The organism is Bradyrhizobium sp. USDA 4449 (assembly GCF_054056275.1).
The window spans coordinates 2758180-2784408 of sequence record NZ_JBSRYD010000001.1 but is presented as its reverse complement, the minus strand read 5'-3'; the positions used below and the strand labels follow the sequence as shown (position 1 = coordinate 2784408).

Genomic DNA, 26229 nt, shown 5'->3' with positions numbered 1-26229 from the left:
GGATCCTCCTATGAATTACTGCAAAATTTCGAACAGACCAGCCGCGCCCATGCCGCCGCCGACGCACATGGTGACGACCGCGTACTTGGCCTTGCGACGGCGGCCTTCGATCAGGGCGTGGCCGGTCAGGCGTGCGCCGGACATGCCGTAGGGATGGCCAACCGAGATCGCGCCGCCATCGACGTTGATCTTGTCAGGATCGATGCCGAGCTTGTCGCGGCAATAGAGCACCTGCACCGCGAAGGCTTCGTTCAGCTCCCAGAGGCCGATATCGTCGACCTTGAGGCCATGGCGCTTGAGCAGGCGCGGCACGGCAAACACCGGGCCGATGCCCATCTCATCGGGCTCGCAGCCGGCCGAGACGAAGCCGCGGAAGATGCCGAGCGGCTTGAGACCGCGTTTCGCCGCCTCCTTGTCGCTCATGATCACCGAGGCGCTGGCGCCGTCGGAGAGCTGGCTGGCATTGCCGGCGGTGATGGAGAAGCCGTCGCCGCGCACGGGCTTGAGGCCGGCAAGGCCTTCGAGCGTCGTCTCGGGGCGTGGACCTTCGTCCTGGGATAGCGTCACTTCCTTCATCGAGACCGTGCCGGTCGCCTTGTCGGTAACCGCCATCTGCGTGGTGATCGGCGCGAGCTCGTCCTTGAACTTGCCGCCCTGCTGCGCGGCTGCGGTGCGGCGCTGGCTCTCCAGCGAATATTCGTCCTGGCGTTCGCGCGAAATTCCGTAGCGCTTGGCGACGATTTCGGCGGTGTCGATCATGGGCATGTAGACCTCGCCCTTGATCTTGAGCAGCGCCGGATCCTGGGCGTGGAAGCCGTTCATCTTGTCGTTCTGCACCAGCGAGATCGACTCGCCGCCACCGCCGACCGCGATCTCGACGCCGTCGAAGATCACCGAACGCGCGGCCAGCGCGATCGCCTGCAGGCCCGAGGCGCACTGTCGGTCGATCGTGGTGCCGGCGACCGTCACGGGAAGGCCGGCACGGAGCAACGCCTTGCGCGCGATGTTGCCGCCGGTCGCGCCCTGCTGGAGGGCGGCGCCCATCACGACGTCCTCGATCTCCTTCGGATCGACTTTTGCGCGCGCGACGGCTTCGCTGATGGCGTGACCGAGCAGCGTCGCGCCCTCGGTGGCGTTGAGCATGCCGCGATAGGCCTTGCCGATCGGCGTGCGGGCGGTGGAAACGATGACGGCGTCGGTCAAGAGCGACCTCCTGGTTGCGTGGATTGTGATGTTTTCTGCTGCTGGCGCAGTTCGTGGCGCGACAATTTTCCGACCGGCGTGCGCGGCAGGTCGTCGACGAATTCGACCGCCGCCGGCATTTCGTGCTTGCCGACCTTGCCGGCAAGCTGCGCACGCAGCTCGTCGAGCGAGAACGGCTTGGCGCCCGGCTTCAGCTTGATGAAGGCCTTCGCGGCCTCGCCGCGATAGGGGTCGGGAATGCCGAGCACGATCACTTCATGCACGCCAGGAACGGTGTAGATCGCCTGCTCGATCATCTGCGGATAGACGTTGAAGCCGCCCGAGATGATCATGTCCTTCTTGCGGTCGACCAGGAAGAAATAGCCGTCGGTGTCGACATAGCCGATATCCCCCGTGAGGAAGCGGCCGTCGACGAAAGCCTCCGCGGATCCGGCGGGTCTATTCCAGTAGCCTCTGGTGACGTTCGGGCCCTTGATGCGGATCTCGCCGACTTCGCCCGGCGGCAACACCTTGGTGGGATCTTCGAGCGAGACGACGTCAAGCTCGATACCGGGCAGCATCAACCCGATCGAGCCGGGCTTGTCGGGTCCGACGGGCGGATGGCCGGTGCCGGGCGAGCAGGTCTCGGTCATGCCCCAGCCGCTCTTCAGCTTCTTGCCGACCTTGCGCTCGAAGAAGCTCGCGACCTCGACCGGCAGCGGTGCGCCGCCGGAGCCGATCGCGGTGAGCGAGGAGAAGTCGCGCTTGTCGAGATCGGGCAGTGCCGCGATCGCGATCCACATCGTCGGCACGCCGGGGAAATAGGTCGCGCGCTTGACCTCGATGTCGCGCATCACGGCTTCGACGTCGAAGCGCTGGTGGAGCGAGATCAGATTGCCGCGGCGGAGCGACGACAGCAACACCACGGTGAGCGCATAGATGTGGAACAGCGGCAGCACGCAGATCACGCGCTCGACGACGTCGCCACGCGCCTCACGGGCCGGCTTGCCCCAGATGTCGTAGATCGACACCGCCGAGGTGAGATTTCCATGCGTAAGCATCGCGCCTTTCGGCAGGCCGGTGGTGCCGCCAGTATATTGCAGCAAGGCGACGTCATCGACCGAAACTGCGGGCCATTGTGCCGGCAGCGGCGCGCCCTCGACGAAGGCCTTGAAGGTGACGATGCGGGGATCATCGGGGATCGCCGCCTGCGGCGTGCCGGCCTTGCCCCAGCTGTCGTCCTCGCAGACGACCAGGCGATCGATCAGCCCCTTCTCCAGAAATTTCAGAGCGGTCGGCAACAAGGCCTGGAGGTTCGAGGTGACGAGCAGGCGCGAGCCGGAATCGGAGACCTTGTGCGTCAGCGCGATCTCGCCGTCGAGCGGCGACAGATGCGCGACGCGGGCGCCTGCCTTCAGCGCGCCGAAGAAATTGACGGGATGGTCCGGCGTATTGCCGAGGAACAGCGCGACGGAGCTGTTCTTGCCGCAGCCGGCGCGCAGGAACGCGGCCGCCGCGCGCTCGGCCTGAGCGGCCAGCTCGGCATAGGTGATCGGACGATCGCGAAATTCAAGCGCGATGCGCGGGCCGTAAGTTGCGGCGGCCGTCGAGAGCAGGTCGGGCAGCGTGCCCTGGACGATGCTGTCGTCCCAATGCACGCCCTCAGGGTAAAACTGTTCGCCGGGATGGGTCATGGGCGATCGATACTCTGCAAAGCGGTAGTAGCCGGGCCGTGTGAGGTGGGCACCGGCGGATGGGCTCCCCTCCCCCTTGTGGGGAAGGGTTGAGCAAGGGGGTGGCCACAAGCGCCGACCTCGCCCGGGGCTTCCCCCCTCCCCGCCCCTCCCCCACGAGGGGGGACGGAACGGAGAGAGCGCTGCCCTGGAAAGGCATTCGTGATCACCGAGCCCAACCTGTTCACGCCGCCTTCGACTCGGCCGCCAGCGACGCGAACGTCTTGCCTTCGGCAGCCAACTTCTTCAGCAGCGGGGCGGGCTCGAGGCTGGGGTCGTTGGTTTCCTTGGCGTAGTAGGAAAGACGGTCGGCGATATGCTTGAGGCCGACGCTGTCGGCCCAGAACATCGGGCCACCGCGATAGATCGGCCAGCCATAGCCGTAGAGCCAGACCACGTCGATGTCGGAGGGGCGTGCCGCGATGCCCTCTTCGAGGATCTTCGCGCCTTCGTTGATCATCGGATACATCATGCGCTCGAGGATCTCGTCGTCGCTGACGACGCGCTTCTTGCGGCCGAGACGCAGCAGCGTCTCGTCGATCAGCTTCTCGACCTCGGGATCCGGCATCGGCGCGCGCGAGCCCTGCTCATACTTGTAGTAGCCCTTGCCGGTCTTCTGGCCGAAGCGGCCGGCTTCGCACAGCGCGTCGGCGATTTCCGACTTGATGCCGCGGTCCTTACGCGAGCGCCAGCCGATGTCGAGGCCGGCGAGGTCGCCCATCGCGAACGGGCCCATCGGCATGCCGAATTTTGTGACGACAGCGTCCACCTGCTGCGGCAGCGCGCCCTCGAACAACAGCTTCTCGGACTGCTTGCCACGCTGCGCCAGCATGCGGTTGCCGACGAAACCGTCGCAGACGCCGACCACGGCCGGCACCTTCGCGATCTTGCGGGCGATGCTCACGGCGGTAACCAGCGCATCCGGTGCGGTCTTGTCGGCGCGCACGATCTCGCACAGCTTCATGACGTTGGCCGGCGAGAAGAAGTGCATGCCGAGCACGTCCTGTGGACGCTTGGTCGCCTTCGCGATCTCGTCGATGTTCAGGTACGAGGTGTTGGACGCGAGCACGGCGCCTTGCTTGGCGTATTTGTCGAGCTTGCCGAACACTTCCTGCTTCACCGCCATGGTCTCGAACACCGCTTCGATGACGAGGTCGGCATCGCCGACATTCTCGATTCCGACGACGCCGTTGATCAGCGCCATGCGCTTGGCGGGCGCATCGGCCGGAATGCCGCCGCGGGCGGCGGTCGCTTCCCAGTTCTTCTGCATGATCCCCATGCCGCGCTTGAGCTGCTCCTCGCCTGTTTCGATCAGGGTGACGGGGATGCCGGCATTGGCAAAGGACATCGCGATGCCGCCGCCCATCGTGCCGGCGCCGAGAATGGCAACACGGTTGACCGGGCGCGACTTGGTGCCTTCGGGCACGCCTGCGATCTTGGCGGCTTCGCGCTCGGCGAAGAAGGCGTAACGCTGCGCCTTGGACTGGTCGCTGGCGACGAGCTTGAGGAAACCCTCGCGCTCCTTCTTCAGACCTTCGTCGAACGGGAGGTCGATGGCGTAGCCGACCGCGTCGGCAGCGGCGAACGGCGCTTCCAGGCCGCGCGCCTTCTTGGTCATGGCCGCGACCGCATTGGTGAAGATCGAGCGATCGGCCTTCGCTGCCGCGATCTTTGAATCATCGTCGCGCAGCCGGCGCAGCGGGCGCTTCTCGGCCAGCAGCTTGCGCACGAAGGCTTCTCCGCCGGAGGCCGGGCCTTCGACGATCTCCTCGATCAAGCCGGTCTTGAGCGCTTCAGCCGCACCGATGGGATCCCCACCGACGATCATCTTGACCGCGAGCTCGGGACCGACCGCGCGCGGCAGGCGCTGGGTGCCGCCGGCGCCCGGTAACAGGCCGAGCTTCACCTCGGGCAGGCCGAGCTTGGCTTCCTTCACGGCCACGCGGAAATGACAGGCAAGCGCCACTTCGAGGCCACCGCCGAGCGCGGTGCCGTGAATTGCGGCCACGACCGGCTTGGGCGAGTTCTCGATCTCCGCCAGCACGTCGTTGAGCGCGGGGGCCTTCGGCGGCTTGCCGAACTCGGTGATGTCGGCGCCCGCGATGAAGGTACGGCCGGCGCAGGTCAGCACGATGCCCTTGATGGCGGGATCTGCGATCGCGGCCTTCATGCACTCCAAGATACCGCCACGAACTGCGGCACTCAGCGCATTGACTGGAGGGCTATTGACCGTGACGATCCCGACTTCGTCATGACGCTCAAGCTTGACCACTTCGCTCACGGCTTCCCTCCTTGGTGGGGATTTACTTTTGTTCGATTTCGCGGTGCGGAATTTAATTCCGCATCTTGACGGCAGGGTTATTTTGAAGCACGTGGCTTGTCAACGACTCCGCGCAAGAAGCAGATCAGGGATGAAGCGTACAGGAAAGAAGACCGCGACCGATCGGAATTTCGTCGTCGCGCTTTCCCGCGGGCTTGATGTATTGCGAGCATTCCAACCGAGCGACGGACTTCTCGGCAATCAGGAGATTGCCTCCCGCACCAACCTGCCGAAGCCGACGGTGTCGCGGCTGACCTACACGCTGACAAAGCTCGGCTATCTGACACCGGTTCCCCGTTTCGAAAAGTATCAGCTGGCGCCCGCCGCAATGGCGCTCGGTTACGCCGCGCTGGCCAATCTCGGCGTTCGGCATTTGTCGGAACCGTTTCGCGAGGACGTGATGCGCGCGACGGGGGGCGCCGTCGCAATCGGCGGCCGCGATCGCCAAAGCATGATCTATTTCGGGCAGAGCCGCGGCACCGAGACGGTCGGAGTTCAACTTGACGTCGGATCGCGCGTGCCGATTGCAACCACCGCGATGGGGCGCGCCTATTTCTGGGCGCTGAACGATGACGAGCGCACCGAATTGCTGCGCGAACTGCGCGAGCATTACGGCAGCCGGTGGCCCAAGATGCGCGACGGCCTGGAGCGTTCCGGCGAGACGGTTGCCAAGCATGGCTTCGCGATCTCCGTCGGCGACTGGCACGACGACATCGGCGCAGCCGGCGTTGCGCTCAAGCTCAACGACGGAACCGGTCCCTACGCGTTCAATTGCGGCGCCCCCGCATTCCGCTTCACGGAAGAGCGATTGATCAACGACATTGGACCGCGCTTGCTGGCGATGGTAAGGAACATCGAAGCGGCGCTTGGGGGTCTGATGCCGCAATCCAAAAATGAAGTCAGCAAAAAGCTGAAATCAGGAGGAAAAGTTGCGCGTGTGGCCGAGGGGTTCAGATAGCCTTTGTCGTGTCAGGGAGCGACTCGCGTCGCCCGTTCGCCCACTGATGTCTGTGGGCGAGACGACATGACGCAGGCACAGCTCGCGCAGGGGACATCGCCCCTGCTTGCCGTTCGCGGCGTCAGCGTCGTGTTCGGCGGCATCGTCGCGCTCAACGGCGTGTCCTTTGACATGCATAAGGGCCAGATCCTCGGACTGATCGGCCCCAATGGCGCCGGCAAGACCACGCTCTTCAACTGCCTCTCACGCCTCTACCAGCCGTCATCCGGCGACATCCTGATGGAGGGTGTGAGCATCCTGAATCGACCGCCGCACCGGATCGCCGAGATCGGCATCGGCCGCACCTTCCAGAACGTGGCGCTGTTTCCGAACCTGTCGGTGATGGACAATGTCCGCGTCGGCACCCACGCCCGTACCTCCAGCGACATCATCAGCGACTCGCTGCGCCTGGCCTGGATTCGCCGCAGCGAAACCGGCGTGAACAACAAGGTGCGCGAGATCCTCGCCTATCTCGACCTCGAGGAGGTCGCCCACACCACCGTCTCCGGCCTGCCCTTCGGCACGCAGAAGCGCGTCGAGCTGGCGCGGGCACTCGCGGCAGACCCGAAGATCCTGCTGCTCGACGAGCCCGCCGGCGGTCTCAACCATGAAGAGGTCTACGTGCTCGGCGACCTCATCCGCAAAATCCGTGACGAGCGCCACATGACGGTGCTGCTGGTCGAGCATCACATGGGCCTCGTGATGTCGATCGCGGACCACGTCGTCGCGCTGAATTTCGGCAAGAAGCTCGCGGAAGGCACGCCCGCCCAGGTGCAGGCGGACCCCGACGTCATCAAGGCCTATCTCGGGAGCAAGGACCAATGACTGTTCTGCTCAACGTCAAGGACCTGCGCGCCTATTACGGCCAGGTCCAGGCGCTCCATGGCCTCACCTTCTCGCTCAACGAGGGCTCGCTGACGACGCTGCTGGGCGCCAATGGCGCCGGCAAGACCACCACGCTGCGCGCGATCTGCAACATGGTGCGCTCCACCGGCGGCATCGAGTTCGACGGCAAGCCGCTGAACAACCGCTCCACCGAAAGCATCGTGCGCTTCGGCATCGCCCACGTGCCGCAGGGCCGCGGCACCTTCACCACCATGACGGTGGAGGAGAACCTCCAGCTCGGGGCCATCACCCGCAAGGACAATGCCGGCATCGTCTCCGACATCGAGCGCATGTACGCGCATTTCCCGGTTCTGAAGCAGCGGCATACCCAGCAGGCCGGCACGCTCTCGGGCGGCGAGCAGCAGATGCTCGCGGTTGCGCGTGCGCTGATGCTGCGGCCGCGGCTGATGCTGCTCGATGAGCCGTCGTTTGGGCTTGCGCCGCTCGTCGTGCGCGACCTGTTCGGCATCCTCGGCAAGATCAACCGCGAGGACAAGGTGTCGATCCTGGTGGTCGAGCAGAACGCCCAGCTTGCGCTCGAACTCGCCGACCAGGCCTATGTGATCGAGACCGGCCGTATCGTGATGTCGGGCAATGCCAAGGACATCGCGAACAACGAAGAAATCCGCAAATCCTATCTGGGTTACTGAGGAGCCGGCACGATGGAACTGTTTACCAACCAGGTCCTGGCCGGCATTGCCACGGGCGCGATCTACGCCTGCATGGCGCTCGCGGTCGTCATGATCTACCAGGCCATCGACCATCTCAACTTCGCGCAAGGCGAGATGGCGATGTTCTCGACCTTCATCTCCTGGCAGCTGATGAAGTGGGGCGTGCCCTATTGGGGCGCCTTCCTGATCACGCTGCTCTTCTCCTTCGTCGCCGGCATCGCCATCGAGCGCATCCTGTTCAAGCCGCTGGCGAAAGCGCCTGTCTTGACCAACGTCGCCGGCTTCATCGCGCTGTTCGCGATCATCAACTCGTCGGCCGGCCTGATCTGGGACTTCACCATCAAGCAATATCCGACCCCGTTCGGCTCCGCGCCGTTCCTGGGCAGCCAGCTGATCTCGACCCACCAGGCCGGCATGATCGGCGTCACCGTGCTGCTGCTGCTCGGTCTGTATTTCTTCTTCCAGTACACCAGGATCGGCCTTGCGATGCGCGCGGCCGCCTCCGTGCCTGAATCGGCCCGCCTCGTCGGCATCAACACGAGCTGGATGATCGCGCTCGGCTGGGGCATGGCCACCGCGATCGGCGCGATCGCCGGCATGCTGATTGCGCCTGTCGTGTTCCTCGAGCCCAACATGATGGGCGGCGTGCTGATCTACGGCTTCGCCGCAGCCGTGCTCGGCGGACTGACCAGCCCCTTCGGCGCCGTGGTCGGCGGCTTCCTGGTCGGCATCTTCGAGAACCTCGCCGGCACCTATATCCCCGGCGTCGGCAATGAGCTGAAGCTCCCGATCGCGCTCGCGCTGATCATCTCCGTCCTGGTCGTCAAACCCGCTGGCCTGTTCGGCCGGCACATCGTCAAGCGAGTTTGATCATGAGCGCCGCAGAAGAAGTCGCCGCCCAAGGCAACGAGGCAGTCGAGGCTGTTCCGAAACGGGCCATGACGCTGGGCACGGGCACCTCCGTGGTGGTGCTGCTGCTGCTCCTCGTCGTTCCCGTGTTTGCGAAGAACTTCGTGATCTTCCAGCTGACCCAGCTGCTCTATCTCGGCCTCGCCGTGCTGGCGTTGAACATCCTGACCGGCGGAAGCGGCCAGTTCTCGCTCGGCCAAAGCGCGTTCTACGGCATCGGCGCCTACATCACCGCGGTCATGATGGAGCAATTCAACATCCCGTACTTCCTGTGCCTGCCGGTCGCTGGCGTGCTGTGCTTTGGCGCGGGTTTCCTGTTCGGCCAGCCGGCGCTGCGGCTTTCCGGCGTGTATCTCGCGCTTGCCACCTTCGCGCTCGCCACTGCGATGCCGCAGCTCCTCAAGCTGAACTTCCTCGAGCCCTGGACCGGCGGCGTGCAAGGCCTCGTCGTCACCAAGCCCGACGCGCCGTTCGGCCTGAAGATGTCGCAGGACATGTGGCTGTACTATTTTACGCTCGTCGTCGTGCTCGCGATCTACATTTTCTCGGTCAACCTGCTGCGCTCCCGCTCGGGCCGCGCCTTCATGGCGATCCGCGACAACGAGATCGCGGCCTCGGCCATGGGCGTCAACGTCGCGCTGTACAAGACGCTCGCCTTCGGCGTCTCGGCCGGCATCACCGGCGTCGCCGGTGGCCTCAGCGCGATCGCGGTGCAGTTCGTCGCGCCCGACAGCTTCACCATCACGCTCGCGATCCAGCTGTTCCTGGGCATGGTCGTCGGCGGCGTCGGCTGGCTGCCCGGCTCGATCGTCGGCGCCGCCTTCATCATCTTCGTGCCCAACATCGCGGAGGGCATTTCCAAGGGCCTCTCCGGCGCCGTGTTCGGCGTGCTCCTGTTCCTCGTCATCTACCTCGTGCCGCACGGGGCAAGGCAACTCGCGATCATGGGCCAGCAACTCGCCGGACGGCTCAGAAAAAGCTGAAAACGCTCGTCAACACTGTTTGTCTAACCAAGGAGACCCAATTGCCTTTCGGAAGAACACTGCGAACCGCCGCACTTGTAACGGCGCTCGCGACCCTCACCTCCGGCGCAGCATTCGCTCAGAAGACCTACGACACCGGCGCGAGCGATACCGAGATCAAGATCGGCAACATCATGCCGTACAGCGGTCCGGCGTCGGCCTACGGCATCATCGGCAAGACCGAAGAAGCCTATTTCAAGATGATCAACGACAAGGGCGGCATCAACGGCCGCAAGATCGTCTACGTCACCTATGATGACGGCTATTCACCGCCGAAGGCGGTCGAGCAGGTCCGCAAGCTGGTCGAAAGCGACGAGGTACTCGCCGTGTTCAACCCGCTGGGCACGCCCTCCAACACCGCGATCCAGAAATATCTGAACGCCAAGAAGGTGCCGCAGCTGTTCGTCGCCACCGGCGCGACCAAGTGGAACGACCCGAAGCACTTTCCCTGGACCATGGGCTGGCAGCCGTCCTACCAGAGCGAAGCGCAGATCTACGCGAAGTGGCTGATGAAGGAGAAGCCCGACGCCAAGGTCGCGATCCTCTATCAGAACGACGATTTCGGCAAAGACTACCTCAAGGGCACCAAGGACGGCTTTGGCGCCAAAGCCTCGTCCATGATCATCATGGAAGAGAGCTATGAGGTCTCCGAGCCGTCGATCGACGGCCACATTGTCAAGATCAAGGCCGCCAATCCCGACGTGCTCTTGATCTACACGACGCCGAAGTTCGGCGCCCAGACCATCAAGAAGACCGCCGAGCTCGGCTGGAAGCCGCTCCAGATCATCACCAACGTGTCGGCTTCGGTCGGCAGCGTGATGAAGCCTGCGGGCTTCGAAGCCTCGCAGGACGTGCTGTCGGCGGCTTACGCCAAGGACGGCGCCGATCCGCGCTGGGCCGACGATGCCGGCATGAAGAAGTGGGTCGAGTTCCTCGACAAGTACATGCCCGGCGCCGACAAGACCGACTCCAGCGTCGTCTATGGCTACGGCGCCGCTCAGACGCTGGTCAAGGCATTGGAACAGTGCGGGGACGATCTCACCCGCGCCAATCTGATGAAGCAGGCGGCGAGCCTGAAGGACTTCACGCCGGACACGCTGCTGCCCGGGGTCAAGATCAACACCGGTCCGAACGACTTCGCCCCGATCAGCCAGCTGCAGATGCAGCGTTTCAAGGGCGAGAAGTGGGAACAGTTCGGCGACATCATGAACGGCGACGTCGCTCCGGAATAACGCGTCGTCGCAATGGTCCAAACTGACGAGGCCCCCACGAGCGATCGTGGGGGCTTCTTGTTGACGTCACGGATCAATCTTGTTCAATGCGGCGCCGATCCAGGTGAGGTGGGAGAGCGATGACCGTCGTTCGATTTCAGGTTGCGGCGTTTTCGGCCGCATTCGCGTTGTGCACTGCGATGGGCAATCCCGCCCTGGCGCAGAAAGCCTACGACAACGGCGCCTCGGATACCGAGATCAAGATCGGCAACATCATGCCCTATAGCGGACCAGCCTCCGCTTACGGCGCGATCGGCAAGGCCGAGGAAGCCTATTTCAACAAGATCAATGCCGAGGGCGGCATCAACGGCCGCAAGGTCAAATTTATCTCGTACGATGATGGGTACTCGCCGCCGAAGACGGTGGAGCAGGCCCGCAAGCTGGTCGAGAGCGACAATGTGCTCTTGATCTTCGGCTCGCTCGGCACCTCGACCAACGGCGCCATCCGCAAATACATGAACGAGAAGAAGGTGCCGCAATTGTTCGTGGGGAGCGGCGCCTCGAAGTGGAACGACCCGAAGCAATATCCCTGGACGATGGGCTGGCAGCCGAGCTACGCGAGCGAGGCGAAGGTCTACGCCAAGTACATCATGACGGAGAAGCCGGACGCAAAGATCGGCGTGCTCTACCAGAACGATGATTTCGGCAAGGACTATCTGAACGGGCTGAAGGACGGCCTCGGCGCCAAGGCCTCGATGATCGTGATCGAGGAGGCTTACGACACATCGGAGCCCGCGATCGACGAGCACATCGTGAAGCTGAAGGCCGCGGGCGCCGACGTGTTCATCAGCGTCACCACGCCGAAATTCGCCGCGCAGGCGATCAAGAAGGCGGCCGAGATCAACTGGCACCCCGTCCACATCATCTCGAACGTGTCTGCGTCGGTCGGGGGAGTGATCGAGCCCGCGGGCTTCGAGATCTCGCAAGGCATCTTGTCGGCGAGCTACATCAAGGACGGCTCCGACCCGCAATGGAATGCGGATGACGGCATGAGGAAGTTCTACGACTTCGTCGCGCAGTACGATCCGAAGGCCAACAAGCTCGACGCCGGCGTGGTGTTCGGTTACGCCGCCGCACAGACCATGGTGAAGGTGCTGCAGATGTGCGGCGACAATCTGACCCGCGACAACGTCATGAAGCAGGCTGCGAGCCTGCACGATTTCGCGCCAGACACGCTGCTTCCCGGCATCAAGATCAACACCGCGCCCGACGATTTCGCGCCGATCGAGCAGCTTCAGATGATGCGGTTCAAGGGCAAGGCCTGGGAATTGTTCGGCGACGTCATTTCGAGCGAGCCCGCTCGTTAACGGCAACTCAGAATGGCTCGATGGATGTGAAGCAACCAGGAAGGTCCCCACCCTTCTCGCAGTTGCACAGGCGCTCCTGACTACTAAAGACGCAACCCCTGCGACGACCTCGCGGGGGGCTTTCTGTTGAAGGCCCAAGCCAAATCGTATTGAATTGGCCTCGCGCGGCTCAAGAACAATGAAGCCAAGAAAAGGAGCGCACACACCAAGGAAAAAGGGAGATTGGAATGCCCGCTGTCACCGGCAAGCTTGCGGCCGCGTCACTGGCGCTCGCGCTCATTGCGGCCTCGACCTCCATCGCGTCCGCCCAGAAGAAATACGATACCGGCGCGACCGATAGCGAGATCAAGATCGGCAACATCATGCCCTACAGCGGACCGGCCTCCGCCTACGGCATCATCGGACGGACCGAAGCCGCCTATTTCAAGAAGATCAACGACGAGGGCGGCATCAACGGCCGCAAGATCAACTTCATCTCCTACGATGACGCCTACTCGCCGCCGAAGGCAGTCGAGCAAGCGCGCAAGCTGGTCGAAAGCGACGAAGTGCTGTTGATCTTCAATTCGCTCGGCACGCCGTCGAACTCGGCGATCCACAAATACATGAACACCAAGAAGGTACCGCAACTGTTCGTCGCCACCGGCGCCACCAAGTGGAACGATCCGCAGAACTTCCCTTGGACGATGGGCTGGCAACCCAATTACCAGAGCGAGACGCAGATCTACGCGAAATGGCTTTTGAAGAACAAGCCCGACGCCAAGATCGCCGTGCTCTACCAGAACGACGATTACGGCAAGGACTATCTCAAGGGCCTGAAAGACGGCCTCGGCTCCAAGGCGTCCTCGATGATCGTTGCGGAGGAAAGCTACGAGACCACCGAGCCGACCATCGACAGCCACATCGTCAAGCTGAAGTCGACCGGCGCCGACGTGTTCATGAACATCACGACGCCGAAATTCGCGGCGCAGGCGATCAAGAAGGTGGCGGAGGTCGGCTGGAAGCCGCTGCATTTCCTCAACAACGTCTCCGGCTCCGTCGGCAGCGTCCTCAAGCCCGCGGGCTTCGAGAATGCGCAGGACATCATCTCCGCCGACTATCTGAAAGACGTCTCGGATCCGCAGTGGAACAACGACCCCGGCATGAAGGAATTTCTCGCTTTCATGACCAAATACTTCCCCGAAGGCGACAAGCTCGACCACGGCACCATCGTCGGCTACGGCGTGGCGCAGACCCTGGTCCAGGTGTTGAAGCAGTGCGGCGACGATCTCACCCGCGCGAACGTCATGAAACAGGCCGCCAGCCTGAAGAACTTCCGCACCGAGGTGCTGCTGCCCGGTATCCAGATCAACACCTCGCCGACCGACTTTGCGCCGATCAGCCAGCTTCAGCTCGAGAAGTTCAAGGGCGAGAAGTGGGATCTGTTCGGCGACGTGATCAGCGCCGACGTCGGCGGCTAGCCGCTCCGACGCGCAGAGAAGCAGCCCCCCTGCGAGACGATCGCAGGGGGTTTTGCTGCATGCCGATTATCATCACGCGATTGCACAACCGAATGATGGTAAAGCAAGCTTACCCTTTCGCGTCCGATGCGCTAGGCAGGGGAATGGCGACGTTCTCGCCACAGCTCTAGTCTGCTCACGAGTTTGCCGAAGGCCATCGTCATGACCGACCGACGTCCCTTGCTCCGCGCGCTCTACGACGCCGCCGTTGCCGCGGCCCATCCGAATACGATCCTGGCGCCGCATCTGCGCCCCGCTCCGAAGGGCCGGGTGATCTGCCTTGCCGCCGGCAAGGGCGCCGCCGCGATGGCCGCCGCCGCGGAACGGCACTATCTCGATGCCCTCAAGCTGGCTCCGGAGCGCCTCGTCGGCATCGCCACCACGCGCCACGGCTACGGCGCGCCGACCCGCCGCATCCGAATCGTCGAAGCCGGCCATCCCGTGCCCGATGAGGCCGGCCTGAAGGGTGCGGCCGACACGCTCGCGCTCGCAGGCGAAGCCGGTCCTGACGATCTGCTGCTGGTGCTGCTCACCGGGGGCGGCTCGGCGAACTGGATCGCGCCGGTCGATGGGATCAGCTTTGCGCAGAAGCAGGCGGTCAACAAGGCTCTGCTGCGCTCGGGCGCGCCGATCGGCGAGATGAATGTCGTGCGAAAGCATCTCTCGCGCATCAAGGGCGGGCGGCTGGCGCGCGCCGGCAAGAATGCCGCCGAGATCGTGACGCTGGCGATCTCCGATGTGCCGCACGACGATCCCTCCGCGATTGCCTCGGGTCCCACCGTGCCCGATCCGACCTCGCTGGCCGACGCACGCGCGATCGTTGCAAAGTACAAGCTCGCCATCGACGACGCCGTACGGCGCGCGCTCGACGATCCCGCCAATGAAAGCTGCAAACCCGGCGACGCCGCCTTTGCCCGCGCGCATTTCGAATTGATCGCGCGGCCCAAGCAATCGCTCGACGCTGCGGTGAAGCTCGCCAAGGACGCGGGCTATGAGACCATCGATCTCGGCGCCGATCTCGAGGGCGAGGCCCGCGAGGTCGCCGCCGATCACGCTAGGCTCGCGCTTGCCGCCCGGGCGCAGGGCAAGCGCGTCGCGATCCTGTCCGGCGGCGAGCTCACGGTGACCGTGCGAGGCAATGGCCGCGGCGGCCCAAACCAGGAATACGCGCTGGCGCTGGCCTCACTGTTGAAGAATACGCCCGACATCTCGGCGCTTGCCGGCGACACCGACGGCGCGGACGGCGGCGCGGGCAACCCCACCGATCCCGCCGGTGCGCTGATCGACGCGGCGACCTTCGCCAGGATGGAGGCGGAGGGACTTCAGCCACAAGCCTATCTCGACAACAACGACGCGACGACGTTCTTCGAGGTGACCGGCGATCTGCTGATGCCCGGCCCGACGCTGACCAATGTGAACGACATCAGGGTGATCCTGGTCGACTGATACCTGCCGCCTGCCAGGTTGAGTCCCAGGCGTCGCCATGGTGAGCGATCTCTGAATCCACGCCGCAGGCCGCGGATTTGGCGACTGGCCGCGCCGCCTGTAAGCTCGCGCAACAAGCCCGGTGTTTGGACAAATGATGGGGCTCATTTCACCGTCGCCTGCCCTAATGCGCGTTCGGGGACACCGCGCATGGCTGAGAGCGACTAGGACGCAGACCTCGATCCGCTCGCGCTCGGCGAGCTGCTCGCGTGCGCCGCTTCCTCTCCGCGGAGACGCCTGCACTGGCCGACCGGTTCGCAGCGGCGCAACCCTCAAAATTCGTTGGCGATCTTCGACAGCATGTGCAGCAGCGCTTCGCGGTTGGCTTGCCCGAGCAGCTCGTTGAGCCGCGACTCGTGCTTGGTGGCGACGAGCTTCTTGGCGCGCGTCAGGACCGCCTTGCCCTTATCGGTCAGCACCAGGATGTGCGAACGCCGGTCGTTGGTGGAGCGGATCCGGGCGCAGAGGTCGCGGCTCTCGAGATTGTCGAGCATGGCGACGAAATTCGGCCTGAGGATACCGAGGGTGGAGGCGATCTCGGTCTGGTTCCGGCCCGGGTTCTTCTCGACCAGCAACAGCACCGAGAACTGCGCCGGCGTGAGCTGGAGCGAGGCCATGCAGCGCAGGAAATTCTCGAATACCTTGAGCTGCGCCCGTTTCAGCACGTAGCCGAGCTGTTCGGAGAGCTCGCCCAGCTGGAGGGCTTCGGGCAGGCCCTCGGGCGCATCCTTGCGGCCTTTGGTGGCCTCGCCGGGTTTTTCGGAGGACTTCTCAGCGCTTTTCGAAACGGTCATCGCCTCATGCTCGCAATCCCGCTAAATTCGGGACGGGTCGTTTCCCACCCTTGATGTTATATTTGATAATTGTTATGGATCATATCAAATATCGTCAGCGTATTTCAATGGCTGTGAGGGACCATCCACCGCAAGCGCGGAGACGGGTCCCCAATCTTCGAGGGGGAGCGTCCGGTCTTGAACACCACCATCATGCTGTTCCTGCTACAGGACGGCATCACCAATGGCGCGATCTATGCGCTGCTCGGCCTGGCGCTGGTGCTCGTGTTCGCCGTCACCCGCGTCATCCTCATCCCCCAGGGCGAGTTCGTCACCTATGGCGCGCTGACCTATGCCTCGCTGGCGTCGGGCCAGATGCCGGGCACGGCCAAGCTGGCGCTGGCCATGGGCATAGGTGCCTGCGCGTTCGACCTGTTCGTCGCGCGCAAGGCGCTACATGGCCGGCTGATCCTGCGCAGCGTGCTCGCCAACATCGTGCTGCCGGCGATCGTGTTGGCGCTGACGATCTACTTCGCCGCCCAGAAGCCGCCGGTCGCGGTCTGCATCGCACTGTCGCTGGTGATCGTGGCGATGATCGGCCTCTATCTCTACCGCATCGCGTTCCAGCCGCTGGCGCACACTTCGGTGCTGGTGCTGCTGATCGCCTCGGTCGGCGTCCATCTGGCGATGCAAGGGCTGGGGCTCTTGTTCTTCGGCGCCGAGGGCCAGCGCGGACCGGCCGTGCTCTCCGGCGCCTTCACCGCGGGCTCGCTGCGCTTCACCGGCCAGAGCATCACGGTCTACGGCATCACCGTCGCCTTCATCGTCGGCCTCTGGCTGTTCTTCGGCCTGACGCTTTACGGCAAGGCGCTGCGCGCCACCGCCGTCAACCGGTTAGGGGCGCGGCTGGCCGGCATCCGCACCACGCTATCGGGCCAGATCGCCTTCCTTCTGGCGTCCGTCATCGGCGCGCTGTCCGGCATCATGATCGTGCCGATTACGACGCTCTACTATGACAGCGGCTTCCTGATCGGGTTGAAGGGCTTTGTGGCCGCGATCATCGGCGGTCTCGTCAGCTATCCGCTGACTGCCGTCGCGGCGCTGTTCGTCGGCATCGTCGAGGCGTTCTCGTCCTTCTATGCTTCCAACTACAAGGAGGTGATCGTGTTCATGCTCCTGATCCCCGTGCTGCTGCTGCGCTCGCTCGCGGCGCCTGCGGTCGAGGAAGAGAAGGACTGACACCAACATGCAGAGCCGGCTTCCCATCCTCGTCTTCGCACTCGTTATGGCGGCGATTCCGTTCGTTCCGGGCATGCCACCGTTCTGGATCGTGCTGCTCGACAATATCGGTCTTTCCGCGCTGGTCGCGATGGGCCTCGTGCTGCTCACCGGCGTCGGTGGCCTCACCTCGTTCGGCCAGGCGGCTTTTGTCGGCTTCGGCGCCTACACCACGGCGCTGCTCACGACCGCTTACGGGCTGTCGCCCTGGCTGACGCTGCCGCTGTCGCTCGTGGTCAGCGGGCTGCTCGCGGTGCTGCTCGGTCTGATCACGGTGCGCCTCTCCGGGCATTATCTGCCGCTCGGCACGCTGGCCTGGGGGCTTGGCCTGTTCTACCTCTTCAGCAAACTCGGATTCCTGGGACGCAACGACGGAATCTCGGCGATCCCGCCGCTGTCGATCGGCTCGTTCAGGATGCTCGATCCCGCCTCGATCTACTTTGCGATCTGGGTCGCGGTGATCCTCTCGGCGCTGGTCACCATGAACCTGCTGGACTCCCGCACCGGCCGCGCCATTCGCGCGCTGCGGCGCGGGCATGTCGCGGCGGAAGCGTTCGGCGTGCAGACCCCGCGCGCAAAAATGCTGGTGTTCATCCACGCCGCCGTGCTCGCCGGCCTCTCCGGCTGGCTCTATGCGCACCTCCAGCGCGCGGTGAACCCGACGCCGTTCGGCGCGCAGGCCGGCATTGAATATCTGTTCATCGCGGTGGTCGGCGGCGCCGGCTATGTCTGGGGCGGCGTGCTGGGCGCAGCGATCGTGGTCATCCTGAAAGAGGTGCTGCAGAGCTATCTGCCCCTGATCCTGCCCGGCTCCGGCCAAGTCGAGACCATCGTGTTCGGCATCATGCTGGTGGCCCTGCTCCAGCTCGCGCCCGGCGGGGTGTGGCCGTGGCTGATGTCGCTGCTGCCCGAACGCAGGGGCGGCAAGAAGCCTGACACCTCGCTGAAACTCGAACAGCGCACCCGCTCGCGGGCCGAGGGCAGCGTGTTGCTCCAAGTCGAAAAAGCGCGGAAACAGTTCGGCGGCGTGGTCGCGGTCAACAATGTTTCGTTCGACGTCCAGGCCCGCGAGATCGTCGCCCTGATCGGACCGAACGGTGCCGGCAAGAGCACGACCTTCAACCTGATCACCGGCGTGCTGTCGGCGACCTCGGGCTCGATCTCGGTGCTCGGCAAAAGGGTGGACCGCGCGCCACCGCAGGAGATCGTCAAGCTCGGCATCAGCAGGACCTTCCAGCACGTCAAGCTCGTGCCCGACATGACCGTGCTGGAGAATGTCGCGATCGGTGCGCATCTTCGCGGTCATTCCGGGCCGCTCGCCGCGATGCTGCGGCTCGACCGCGCCGATGAAGCCAAACTGCTGGCGGAGGCCGCCCGCCAGATCGAGCGCGTCGGTCTCGCGGAGCAGATGCATCAGCTTGCAGGCAGCCTTTCGCTCGGCCAGCAGCGCATCGTCGAGATCGCGCGCGCGTTGTGCGTCGACCCGATGCTGCTGCTGCTCGACGAGCCGGCAGCCGGCCTGCGTCACATGGAGAAGCAACAGCTTGCGAAGCTGCTGCGCGATCTGCGCGACGGCGGCATGAGCGTCCTTTTGGTCGAGCACGACATGGGCTTCGTGATGAACCTCGCCGACCGCATCGTGGTGCTGGATTTCGGCACCAAGATAGCGGAAGGAACGCCCGCCACGATCAAGACCAATCCCGAAGTGATCAAGGCCTATCTCGGAGTGGCGGCATGAGCGCGCTGTTATCGGTCACCGACGCGCATGTCGCCTACGGCAAGGTCGAAGCGGTGCGCTCGGTTGCGCTCGAAGTCGGCGCGAGAGAGATCGTCACCATCGTCGGCGCCAACGGCGCGGGCAAGACCACGCTGCTATCGGCCATCATGGGCATCCTCCCGCTCAAGGGTCGCGTCAACTTTGCCGGCCAGGATTTGGCCCGGCTCGACATCGAGGATCGCGTCGCGATGGGCCTCGGCCTGGTCCCTGAGCACCGCGAATTGTTCGTGACCATGAATGTCGAGGACAATCTCGAGTTAGGTGCTTTCCGCATCGAGCGGAGCAGGGCGCGGGGCTCGATCGAGCGGATCTACACGCTGTTTCCGCGCCTCAAGGAGCGCCGCAAACAGCTCGCCGGCACCTTGTCCGGCGGCGAGCAGCAGATGCTTGCGATGGGCCGCGCGCTGATGGGCGAACCAAAGCTGCTGATGCTGGATGAGCCGAGCCTCGGCCTCGCGCCGATCATCGTCGCCGACATTTTCCGCATCGTCACCGAGCTAAAGGCCAGCGGCGTCTCTGTGCTGCTTGTCGAGCAGAATGCCCAGGCAGCGCTGAAGATCGCCGACCAGGCCTATGTGATGGAGCTCGGCGAGTTCGTGCTCAGCGGCAAGGCGAGCGATATCGCGGCGAACGAACGGGTGGCGGCAAGCTATCTCGGTTTCGAGCACGAAGGCGCGAGCGCCATCTAGCTAGGCGCGCCGCGCCGTCCGCACGAAGCCCCAGGCCGCGATCGCGGCCATCGCTAGCGAGATCAGCACATTGTAGCCGGCAAGCGAGAGGCCAAGGAAGCGCCACTGCACCTCGTCGCAGCGCACCACCTTGACGGTGTCGAGCCGCGACAGCAGGTCGCCGGCGCTGCCGAGATTGACGATCGGACCGGAGCAATCGGTTGGCCCTTTCCAGAACCCCCATTCGACGCCGGAATGGTAAGTGCCGAGCCCGGCATTGGCGAGCGTTGCCAGCGCGAGGATCGCGAGCCCGGCCAGCAGCAGCGGCCGCGGCGCCCCGCCCCGCGCCGCCAGCACCATGAGCGCCCCGAGCGGGATCGCGAGGTAATAGGCGTAGCGCTGCTCGAGGCAGAGCGGACAGGGCATGATCCCCAGAACGAGCTGAAAAAACCAGGCCCCCGCGATCGTCGCAGCCGCGATCACGGTCACGGCCAGCGCGGCGGTCAGCGCCGGGCCGCCGACAGCGGGGCGAAACGCGGGCATTGCGGCACTCTGGGTCGTCACGGGGCCTCTTCAGGTGGGGCTGGCTTCAAGGCTCTAGCCCCGACCCAAGCCCCTGTCGAGAACATCGGGTATCACTTTGGCGCGGGTTGACCCCGTCTTCCCCATGGCTATAGTCCGCCGGCTTCGCGACGCCCTCCATCGGAGGGGCCGACCGAGGGCCCCTGTGGCGGAACTGGTAGACGCGCTCGACTCAAAATCGAGTTCCGCAAGGAGTGCTGGTTCGATTCCGGCCAGGGGCACCAAGAAAAAATTGCTAATGTTATCAGCAACCTAAACCATTGGTTGGATTTCCATCTTTTTCGGAAAATCTCCAAGACTCATTGAAGACACGAGCGAAACACTGGCCCCACGCCGTCCGATTTGTTGGTATTTTTGTGGCCTCGAGAATCAGAGATCGCAGCTGATTTCTCTTATTCCGAACGACGAAATCGAGCAGACGGCCCACCGGAACGATGAGAGGATCCGTTGGCAAGACCTGCGCTTGTTGTTCGGGCTGTGCTGGCCCCGTCTCCTTGCGCGGCATGAGCCCCGGTCGCTCTGGCAGAGAGTCGGACCAACGATAAACAGGTGAAAGGTCCAAATCCCCGACCCTCGCTCCGATCGGAAGCAGGGAGGGCTCGGTGTGCCCTGTCGAGATTCCAAGGCTTATGGCCCCCTGTGAGCGCAAGCAACGAAATCGCGACGGGGATTCGACGCATAAGCTTCTCCATCAGTGCTGACGTCGGTTGGTGATCGTGTGTTGACCCATGGCAGCTTGGATCAATAGTTTCCCAGCGGCGCGAAGATCATCAAGACAGGCCTTCGACTAGCGGGCGCTGCAAATGCCGCGTCATCAGCTCAGCTGCTTCCGGAAAGTGGCGCCCTTCCAACAGGTCGAGCAAGCGCAGGTGCTCGCGCACGTGTCGGCGCATGCCTTCACGGTCGGCGAAGCTGCGATAGGCGAACAAGCGGCGGATCGAGTTCACGCGCTTGAGCGCTTCGAGGAAGAAGGGATTGCCGGCACCGCGGATGATCTCCTCGTGGAAATCGCAGCCCGACTGGTAAACCTCGCCGATGGTCATCTTCTCGAATTCGCCGTCGAGGACCCGCTGTTGCCGCTCCCGCAGCCGCGCGATCACCTCATACGATAGTGCGTAGCCCGGCTGCGCCATCGCCGCCGGCTCGATCACCACGCGAAAGGCCATCGCCTGCGCCTGCGCGGCCGGGCTCGACACTGACTCCGCAAAACGCCAGCCATAGCCCGGCAAGCGCGCGATCCACCCCTCGGCCGCGATGCGATCGAGCAAACGCTGCAGATCGGCCCGGCTCAGATCATACCGGCGCATCAACTCTGCCTCGGTGACGTCGGCCGAGAGCCGCCGCGTCAGAACGTCGCCGGCAATGCTCGCATAAATCTGTTCGCCGCGTCTGACCGCCGCGAGCGCCGGCTGGGCCGCGCCGCTGGTCGGATTCTTCGCCAGCACGAAGCCGCGATGCGGCTCGCCGCGCGCAAGGCCTGCGGCTTCCAGTGCCTTCAGCCCGAGCCGGATCGGCGCGCGGGACAGGTCGAGCGCATCCGCCAGCCTCTGCTCGATCAGGCGATCGCCGGCCTTCATGCCGTCGCGCCGGGCGAGCGCCATGATCAGGCCGGCGACGTGCTCGGCGCGCTCGGAACCTGCTTTGCCGTGGGAACGTCGGGAACTCTGGGTGGCCGTCATTGCATTGCACGCAGTTTTAGGGCTTGACAGACTGTCCCATGGATTGTTCTTTAATGCAACAATATACAATCGAGCAGGGAGAGCCCCGATGGCGCGCGCGCCCGACGTCCACATCTGCGAAGTCGCTCCGCGTGACGGCCTGCAGAACCTGGCCGTCTTCGTTCCGACGGAAGCCAAGTGTGCGCTGATCGATGCGATCGCCGCCGCCGGCGTGCGCGAGATCGATGCCGGCTCTTTCGTGCCGCCGAAGGTCGTGCCGCAATTCGCCGACGTTGATGCGGTGATGGCGCATGCGCTCACGCACGATGCCGCGACCATCGGCGCACTGGCGCCCAACGTGAAGGGCGCCGAACGCGCCATCTCGGCCGGCGTCAACGCCATCTATTTCGTGATTTCGGCCAGCGAGACGCACAACCGCGCCAATGTGCGCCGCACGATCGACGAGCAGATCGAGGGCTTTCGCGCGGTGCGTACCGTGATCGATGCTCGCCCGGTGGGTCAGCGGCCGCAACTGGTGGGCGCGATCTCCACCGCGTTCGGCTGCTCGCTGGAGGGCGAGGTGAGCGAAGCCGCCGTATGCCGGGTCGCGCGCGCCTTCGCGGAGGCCCGCGCCGACGAGATCGGGCTTGCCGACACCGTCGGTTATGCGACGCCCACATCGATCCGGCAGATCGTGGCCGCCGTGCAGCGTGAGGTCGGAAAGCAAATGTCGCTGCGGCTGCATCTGCACGACACGCTCGGCGCGGGCCTTGCCAATGCCGTCGCCGGGCTCGAAGCCGGCATACGCCGATTCGATGCCGCGGTGTCGGGCCTCGGCGGCTGCCCGTTCGCGCCGGGCGCGCGCGGCAACATCGTCACCGAGGATCTGGTGTTCATGCTGGAGCGTATGGGGCTCTCCACCGGCATCGACCTCGACCGCCTGATGCAGACGCGCGAGATTCTCGCCCGCCACATTCCGGCGAACCATCTGACCGGCCATCTGCACGAGGCCGGAATTCCCAAGGTCCTGCAGAGGGCGGCATGACCATGGCTGCGCGTGAGACGGCATCTGAGCTTCGACCGTTGGCCGGCCTTCGCGTGATCGAGTTCAGCCAGATGGTTATGGGGCCGAGCTGCGGGCTGATCCTCGCCGACCTCGGTGCCGACGTGATCAAGGTCGAACCGCCCAAGGGCGACCGCACCCGCACCTTCAAGGGGCCTGCGGCCGGCTTCTTTGCGACCTACAGCCGCAACAAGCGCAGCATCGCGTTGGACACATCAAGCGCGCAGGGCCAGGACATCGCACGCAGGCTGATTGCCAGCAGCGACGTCCTGATCGAGAACTTCCGGCCAGGCCTGTTGAAGCGGATCGGCCTCGACTACGAGAGCGTCGCGACCTTTGCACCGCGCCTGATCTATTGCTCGCTCAAGGGCTATCTGCCCGGGCCTTACGAGAACCGTCTCGCGCTCGACGAAGTCGTGCAGATGATGGGCGGCCTCGCCTACATGACCGGTTTGCCCGACAGGCCGATGCGCGCGGGCGCTTCCGTCAACGACGTCATGGGCGGCATGTTCGGGGTGATCGCGATCCAGGCTGCGCTCGCCGAGCGGCAGCGCACCGGACGGGGCCGCTACATCCAGAGCGCCCTTTATGAGAACAACGTCTTCCTGATGGCGCAGGCGATGATGTGCGAGGTGGTCAGCGGCCAGCCGTCCGTTCCATATTCGATCAAGGACAGCCCGTGGCCGGTTTACGACCTCTTCGACACCAGGGATGGCTCGAAACTGTTCGTCACCATCGTCGGTGAAGAGCAGTGGGAGGCGTTCTGCCGCGCCTTCGGTCGCGAAGCCTGGCTCTCCGATCCCCGCTTTGCGACCAGCAACGGCCGCGTCGATCATCGCAACTGGCTGATCCCGGAGATCGCTGAGATATTCAAGCAATGGGACAAGGCCGATCTCGCCGCGCGGCTCGAGCAGCTCGATCTGCCTTACGCCCCGGTGAACAAGCCCGGCGATCTCTTCGACGATCCGCATCTCAACCGGTCGGGTGGTCTGACCGACATTCGGCTTCCTGACGGCCGCGATGCCAAGACGCCGCTGTTGCCGGTTTCCATGGACGGAATGCGTCTGCCCAATCGCTATGATCCTCCCGGGATCGGCGAGCACAGCAGCGAGATCCTCAGCGAGATCGGCATGTCGCCGGATGAGATCGAAGCGCTGCGCAAGCAGGGCACGATCAAGGTTGCGCCGTCCTGATCCGGCCGGCCCGGCTCAACAAGAACCAAGGCAAGAACTAAGGCAAGAACCAAGGGAGGAGCAGCACATGAGCATAAACAGGCGCCAGGCGCTGATCGCGGGCTCCGCATGGGCGGGCGCGTCGCTGCTGCCGGGACGGTTGCACGCCGAAACGAAGCAGGTCTCGCTCGCATTCGGACCGGTGTCGCCGGTCTATGCCATCGGCATGATCGCGGAGCTGAAGGGCTACTTCAAGGACGAAGGGCTCGATTCCAAGCTCGTCACAGGTAACGCCGGCACGTTCGGCCGGCAGACGCTCGCTGCGGGGCAAGCCCTGTTCGCCCATGGCGATGCCAGCCATCCGCTCCAGCTCAGCGCACGTGGCAAGCCCTGCAAGATCCTGCTCGCGACCGAGATGGTATGCTCCTATGCCAACATCATGGTTCGGCAGGACCTCTACGACAGCGGCATCAATTCGGTCGAGAAGCTTGCCTCCTACAAGCGCGCCGATGGCGCCAAGCCGATCGTCGCCGCGACCGCCATCGGTTCGGGCACCTGGGTGTTCGGTACCTATGTGTTCGAGGCGCGCGGGCTAGGCGACAAGGTGAACTGGGTTGCCGGCGGCGGCCCCAACACGATGTTCCCTTCCCTGCAGACCAAGCAATTCGACGCCATCATGGCGCCGCCGAGCTGGATCGTCGAAGTCGAGAAGAAGGGATTCGGCAAGACGATTTACGACACCTCCAAGCCCGGCGTGTTCGAAAAGGACTTTGGCGGCACGCTGCCCGTCCTCGTGATCTACACGTTGCAGGATACGGTCGAGCAGGACAAGGCGATGGTGCAGGCCTATGTCAACGCGATCTCGCGTGCCATGGCCTACGTCAAGGCAGCTCCGCTCGCCGAGGTGCAGGCGCTGGTCACGCCGAAATATTTCTCCGGCATCGATCCGGATGCGGTCAGCGCCGAACTCGGCTTCGACACATCCACCTGGGCCTATGACGGGCAGATCGACAAGGCCGCGTTCGAGCGCGGCGCAAAGCCCTGGTATCGCAAGGGCACCGATATTCCCGAAACCAAATATGAGGACGTCGTCGACATGAGCTTCCTCGCAGCAGCGGGGGCGAAATCCAAATGATGGCCACGCCGGGCCCGAGCCTCGCCCTCGCGCGAGAGGACAAGGATGCGACCGCGGCCCGCTCGCGCGTTGCCGTGCAAGGTCTCGCCAAGCGCTTCATCTCGGCCGGCCGCGAGTTCGTCGCGGTCGATGACGTTTCCTTCGAGGTCAAGCAGGGCGAGTTCGTCGCGCTGCTCGGCCCCTCCGGCTGCGGCAAAAGCACCATCCTGAACATGGTCGCAGGCCTGTTGCCGCGCTCGGGCGGACGCATCCTGATCGACGAGGACGCAGTTGACACCGGCAAGGTCAACCGCAAGGTCGGTTACGTCTTCCAGCGTGACACGCTGTTTCCCTGGCGCACCGTGGAGCAGAATATCGGCTATGGTCTGGAGATCGCCGGGCTGCCCAAGCCGGAACGTGGGCGGCGCGTTGCATCGGCGATCGACAAGGCCGGCCTCTCAGGTTTTGCGCAAAGCTTCCCGCGCATGCTGTCGGGCGGCATGCGCCAGCGCGCCGCCCTGATGCGCACGCTGATCCTGGAGCCGGAGATCCTGCTCATGGACGAGCCGTTCGGCGCGCTCGACACCCACACCAAGCTCGAGATGCACAAGACGCTGCTGGAGATCTGGGAGCGTGAACGGCAGACTGTGCTGTTCGTGACGCACGATCTCGGCGAAGCCATTACCCTGGCGAGCCGCATCATCCTGCTCTCGGCGCGGCCCGGGCGGTTGAAGGAGGATTTCGAGATCGCGCTGCCGCGGCCGCGCGATCCTGTCGCCTTGCGCGAGACCGCCGAATTCGGCCGCCTCTACTCCCACATCTGGCATTCGCTCGGCGAAGAATTCCGCCGCACCAGGGCCGACTGA

General features: G+C 64.3%; 22 protein-coding genes and 1 tRNA gene. 17 read left to right on the top strand and 6 right to left on the bottom strand.

Going from position 1 to position 26229, the window contains the following annotated elements; translation table 11 throughout:
• Window positions 1–15 precede the first annotated feature (15 nt).
• The 3 genes from ACVIIW_RS13230 to ACVIIW_RS13220 all read right to left on the bottom strand — a co-directional run bounded on the left by ACVIIW_RS13230 (window position 16) and on the right by ACVIIW_RS13220 (window position 5196).
• Complete coding sequence (locus tag ACVIIW_RS13230) at window positions 16–1203, bottom strand: acetyl-CoA C-acyltransferase (RefSeq protein ID WP_456701151.1); 1188 nt, start codon at window positions 1201–1203, stop codon at window positions 16–18.
• Entirely contained in the window at window positions 1200–2876 is a 1677-nt protein-coding gene (gene pimA / locus ACVIIW_RS13225; RefSeq protein WP_456701150.1) for a dicarboxylate--CoA ligase PimA, read from the bottom strand. The genes ACVIIW_RS13230 and pimA overlap by 4 nt, the downstream gene beginning before the upstream one ends.
• A 223-nt stretch (window positions 2877–3099) precedes the next feature.
• On the bottom strand, window positions 3100–5196 hold the full coding sequence (locus ACVIIW_RS13220; RefSeq protein WP_456701149.1) for a 3-hydroxyacyl-CoA dehydrogenase NAD-binding domain-containing protein: 2097 nt from the start codon (window positions 5194–5196) through the stop codon (window positions 3100–3102).
• Between the two features lie 130 nt (window positions 5197–5326).
• On the opposite strand from ACVIIW_RS13220, the gene ACVIIW_RS13215 reads away from it, so the two are divergent.
• The 9 genes from ACVIIW_RS13215 (at window position 5327) to ACVIIW_RS13175 (ending at window position 15239) form a co-directional block, all read left to right on the top strand.
• Window positions 5327–6193 carry an IclR family transcriptional regulator gene (locus tag ACVIIW_RS13215; RefSeq protein ID WP_456701148.1) on the top strand — a complete coding sequence of 289 codons (867 nt, stop codon included), beginning with the start codon at window positions 5327–5329 and terminating at the stop codon, window positions 6191–6193.
• A gap of 66 nt (window positions 6194–6259) precedes the next feature.
• A complete protein-coding gene (locus tag ACVIIW_RS13210) occupies window positions 6260–7057 on the top strand; it encodes an ABC transporter ATP-binding protein (protein ID WP_456701147.1) in 798 nt (265 codons plus the stop codon).
• Window positions 7054–7767, top strand: a complete 714-nt coding sequence (locus ACVIIW_RS13205) for an ABC transporter ATP-binding protein (protein WP_298875186.1) — start codon at window positions 7054–7056, stop codon at window positions 7765–7767. Before ACVIIW_RS13210 ends, ACVIIW_RS13205 begins: the two co-directional genes overlap by 4 nt.
• A 12-nt stretch (window positions 7768–7779) precedes the next feature.
• Entirely contained in the window at window positions 7780–8658 is an 879-nt protein-coding gene (locus ACVIIW_RS13200; protein WP_456701146.1) for a branched-chain amino acid ABC transporter permease, read from the top strand.
• A gap of 2 nt (window positions 8659–8660) precedes the next feature.
• Window positions 8661–9680, top strand: coding sequence for a branched-chain amino acid ABC transporter permease (locus ACVIIW_RS13195; protein ID WP_456701145.1), 1020 nt, complete (start codon window positions 8661–8663; stop codon window positions 9678–9680).
• Between the two features lie 41 nt (window positions 9681–9721).
• Window positions 9722–10951 carry an ABC transporter substrate-binding protein gene (locus ACVIIW_RS13190; protein WP_456701144.1) on the top strand — a complete coding sequence of 410 codons (1230 nt, stop codon included), beginning with the start codon at window positions 9722–9724 and terminating at the stop codon, window positions 10949–10951.
• Between the two features lie 119 nt (window positions 10952–11070).
• Entirely contained in the window at window positions 11071–12297 is a 1227-nt protein-coding gene (locus tag ACVIIW_RS13185) for an ABC transporter substrate-binding protein (protein WP_456701143.1), read from the top strand.
• Between the two features lie 227 nt (window positions 12298–12524).
• Entirely contained in the window at window positions 12525–13754 is a 1230-nt protein-coding gene (locus ACVIIW_RS13180) for an ABC transporter substrate-binding protein (RefSeq protein WP_456701142.1), read from the top strand.
• Window positions 13755–13955: 201 nt separating this feature from the next.
• Window positions 13956–15239: a glycerate kinase type-2 family protein gene (locus tag ACVIIW_RS13175; protein ID WP_456701141.1), complete on the top strand. Its 1284-nt coding sequence runs from the start codon at window positions 13956–13958 to the stop codon at window positions 15237–15239.
• 311 nt (window positions 15240–15550) lie between these two features.
• Here ACVIIW_RS13175 and ACVIIW_RS13170 read toward each other — a convergent pair whose 3' ends face one another.
• Entirely contained in the window at window positions 15551–16072 is a 522-nt protein-coding gene (locus ACVIIW_RS13170; protein WP_456701140.1) for a MarR family winged helix-turn-helix transcriptional regulator, read from the bottom strand.
• Between the two features lie 177 nt (window positions 16073–16249).
• Between ACVIIW_RS13170 and ACVIIW_RS13165 the strand changes: the two genes are divergently transcribed.
• The 3 genes from ACVIIW_RS13165 to ACVIIW_RS13155 are packed head-to-tail and all read left to right on the top strand — an operon-like array spanning window position 16250 to window position 19795.
• On the top strand, window positions 16250–17290 hold the full coding sequence (locus tag ACVIIW_RS13165) for a branched-chain amino acid ABC transporter permease (protein ID WP_456701139.1): 1041 nt from the start codon (window positions 16250–16252) through the stop codon (window positions 17288–17290).
• A 7-nt stretch (window positions 17291–17297) separates the two neighbouring features.
• Entirely contained in the window at window positions 17298–19067 is a 1770-nt protein-coding gene (locus ACVIIW_RS13160; protein WP_456701138.1) for a branched-chain amino acid ABC transporter ATP-binding protein/permease, read from the top strand.
• The gene (locus tag ACVIIW_RS13155; protein WP_456701137.1) at window positions 19064–19795 is read left to right on the top strand and encodes an ABC transporter ATP-binding protein; all 732 of its coding nucleotides are present in this window, start codon (window positions 19064–19066) and stop codon (window positions 19793–19795) included. The genes ACVIIW_RS13160 and ACVIIW_RS13155 overlap by 4 nt, the downstream gene beginning before the upstream one ends.
• Here ACVIIW_RS13155 and ACVIIW_RS13150 read toward each other — a convergent pair whose 3' ends face one another.
• Complete coding sequence (locus tag ACVIIW_RS13150; protein WP_456701136.1) at window positions 19796–20338, bottom strand: disulfide bond formation protein B; 543 nt, start codon at window positions 20336–20338, stop codon at window positions 19796–19798. It abuts the gene before it with no gap.
• A 157-nt stretch (window positions 20339–20495) separates the two neighbouring features.
• Here ACVIIW_RS13150 and ACVIIW_RS13145 point away from each other — a divergent pair.
• Window positions 20496–20580: transfer RNA gene (locus ACVIIW_RS13145), tRNA-Leu, on the top strand.
• A gap of 546 nt (window positions 20581–21126) precedes the next feature.
• Here the strand turns inward: ACVIIW_RS13145 and ACVIIW_RS13140 are convergent.
• Window positions 21127–22035 carry a GntR family transcriptional regulator gene (locus ACVIIW_RS13140; protein ID WP_456701135.1) on the bottom strand — a complete coding sequence of 303 codons (909 nt, stop codon included), beginning with the start codon at window positions 22033–22035 and terminating at the stop codon, window positions 21127–21129.
• 88 nt (window positions 22036–22123) lie between these two features.
• On the opposite strand from ACVIIW_RS13140, the gene ACVIIW_RS13135 reads away from it, so the two are divergent.
• From ACVIIW_RS13135 to ACVIIW_RS13120, 4 genes are all read left to right on the top strand, one after another.
• On the top strand, window positions 22124–23059 hold the full coding sequence (locus ACVIIW_RS13135; RefSeq protein WP_456701134.1) for a hydroxymethylglutaryl-CoA lyase: 936 nt from the start codon (window positions 22124–22126) through the stop codon (window positions 23057–23059).
• Window positions 23056–24270 carry a CaiB/BaiF CoA transferase family protein gene (locus ACVIIW_RS13130; protein ID WP_456701133.1) on the top strand — a complete coding sequence of 405 codons (1215 nt, stop codon included), beginning with the start codon at window positions 23056–23058 and terminating at the stop codon, window positions 24268–24270. Before ACVIIW_RS13135 ends, ACVIIW_RS13130 begins: the two co-directional genes overlap by 4 nt.
• A gap of 67 nt (window positions 24271–24337) precedes the next feature.
• Window positions 24338–25384, top strand: a complete 1047-nt coding sequence (locus ACVIIW_RS13125) for an ABC transporter substrate-binding protein (protein ID WP_456701132.1) — start codon at window positions 24338–24340, stop codon at window positions 25382–25384.
• On the top strand, window positions 25381–26229 hold the full coding sequence (locus tag ACVIIW_RS13120; protein ID WP_456701131.1) for an ABC transporter ATP-binding protein: 849 nt from the start codon (window positions 25381–25383) through the stop codon (window positions 26227–26229). Before ACVIIW_RS13125 ends, ACVIIW_RS13120 begins: the two co-directional genes overlap by 4 nt.

Excerpts from the sequence above, each read along its gene's own strand:
- ACVIIW_RS13205 (WP_298875186.1), top strand. The coding sequence starts at position 7,054 with ATGACTGTTCTGCTCAACGTCAAGGACCTGCGCGCCTATTACGGCCAG.
- pimA (WP_456701150.1), bottom strand. The coding sequence starts at position 2,876 with ATGACCCATCCCGGCGAACAGTTTTACCCTGAGGGCGTGCATTGGGAC.
- ACVIIW_RS13195 (WP_456701145.1), top strand. The coding sequence starts at position 8,661 with ATGAGCGCCGCAGAAGAAGTCGCCGCCCAAGGCAACGAGGCAGTCGAG.
- ACVIIW_RS13210 (WP_456701147.1), top strand. The coding sequence starts at position 6,260 with ATGACGCAGGCACAGCTCGCGCAGGGGACATCGCCCCTGCTTGCCGTT.
- ACVIIW_RS13215 (WP_456701148.1), top strand. The coding sequence starts at position 5,327 with ATGAAGCGTACAGGAAAGAAGACCGCGACCGATCGGAATTTCGTCGTC.
- ACVIIW_RS13200 (WP_456701146.1), top strand. The coding sequence starts at position 7,780 with ATGGAACTGTTTACCAACCAGGTCCTGGCCGGCATTGCCACGGGCGCG.
- ACVIIW_RS13120 (WP_456701131.1), top strand. The coding sequence starts at position 25,381 with ATGATGGCCACGCCGGGCCCGAGCCTCGCCCTCGCGCGAGAGGACAAG.
- ACVIIW_RS13135 (WP_456701134.1), top strand. The coding sequence starts at position 22,124 with ATGGCGCGCGCGCCCGACGTCCACATCTGCGAAGTCGCTCCGCGTGAC.
- ACVIIW_RS13180 (WP_456701142.1), top strand. The coding sequence starts at position 12,525 with ATGCCCGCTGTCACCGGCAAGCTTGCGGCCGCGTCACTGGCGCTCGCG.
- ACVIIW_RS13175 (WP_456701141.1), top strand. The coding sequence starts at position 13,956 with ATGACCGACCGACGTCCCTTGCTCCGCGCGCTCTACGACGCCGCCGTT.
- ACVIIW_RS13125 (WP_456701132.1), top strand. The coding sequence starts at position 24,338 with ATGAGCATAAACAGGCGCCAGGCGCTGATCGCGGGCTCCGCATGGGCG.
- ACVIIW_RS13140 (WP_456701135.1), bottom strand. The coding sequence starts at position 22,035 with ATGACGGCCACCCAGAGTTCCCGACGTTCCCACGGCAAAGCAGGTTCC.
- ACVIIW_RS13170 (WP_456701140.1), bottom strand. The coding sequence starts at position 16,072 with ATGACCGTTTCGAAAAGCGCTGAGAAGTCCTCCGAAAAACCCGGCGAG.
- ACVIIW_RS13130 (WP_456701133.1), top strand. The coding sequence starts at position 23,056 with ATGACCATGGCTGCGCGTGAGACGGCATCTGAGCTTCGACCGTTGGCC.
- ACVIIW_RS13185 (WP_456701143.1), top strand. The coding sequence starts at position 11,071 with ATGACCGTCGTTCGATTTCAGGTTGCGGCGTTTTCGGCCGCATTCGCG.
- ACVIIW_RS13155 (WP_456701137.1), top strand. The coding sequence starts at position 19,064 with ATGAGCGCGCTGTTATCGGTCACCGACGCGCATGTCGCCTACGGCAAG.
- ACVIIW_RS13160 (WP_456701138.1), top strand. The coding sequence starts at position 17,298 with ATGCAGAGCCGGCTTCCCATCCTCGTCTTCGCACTCGTTATGGCGGCG.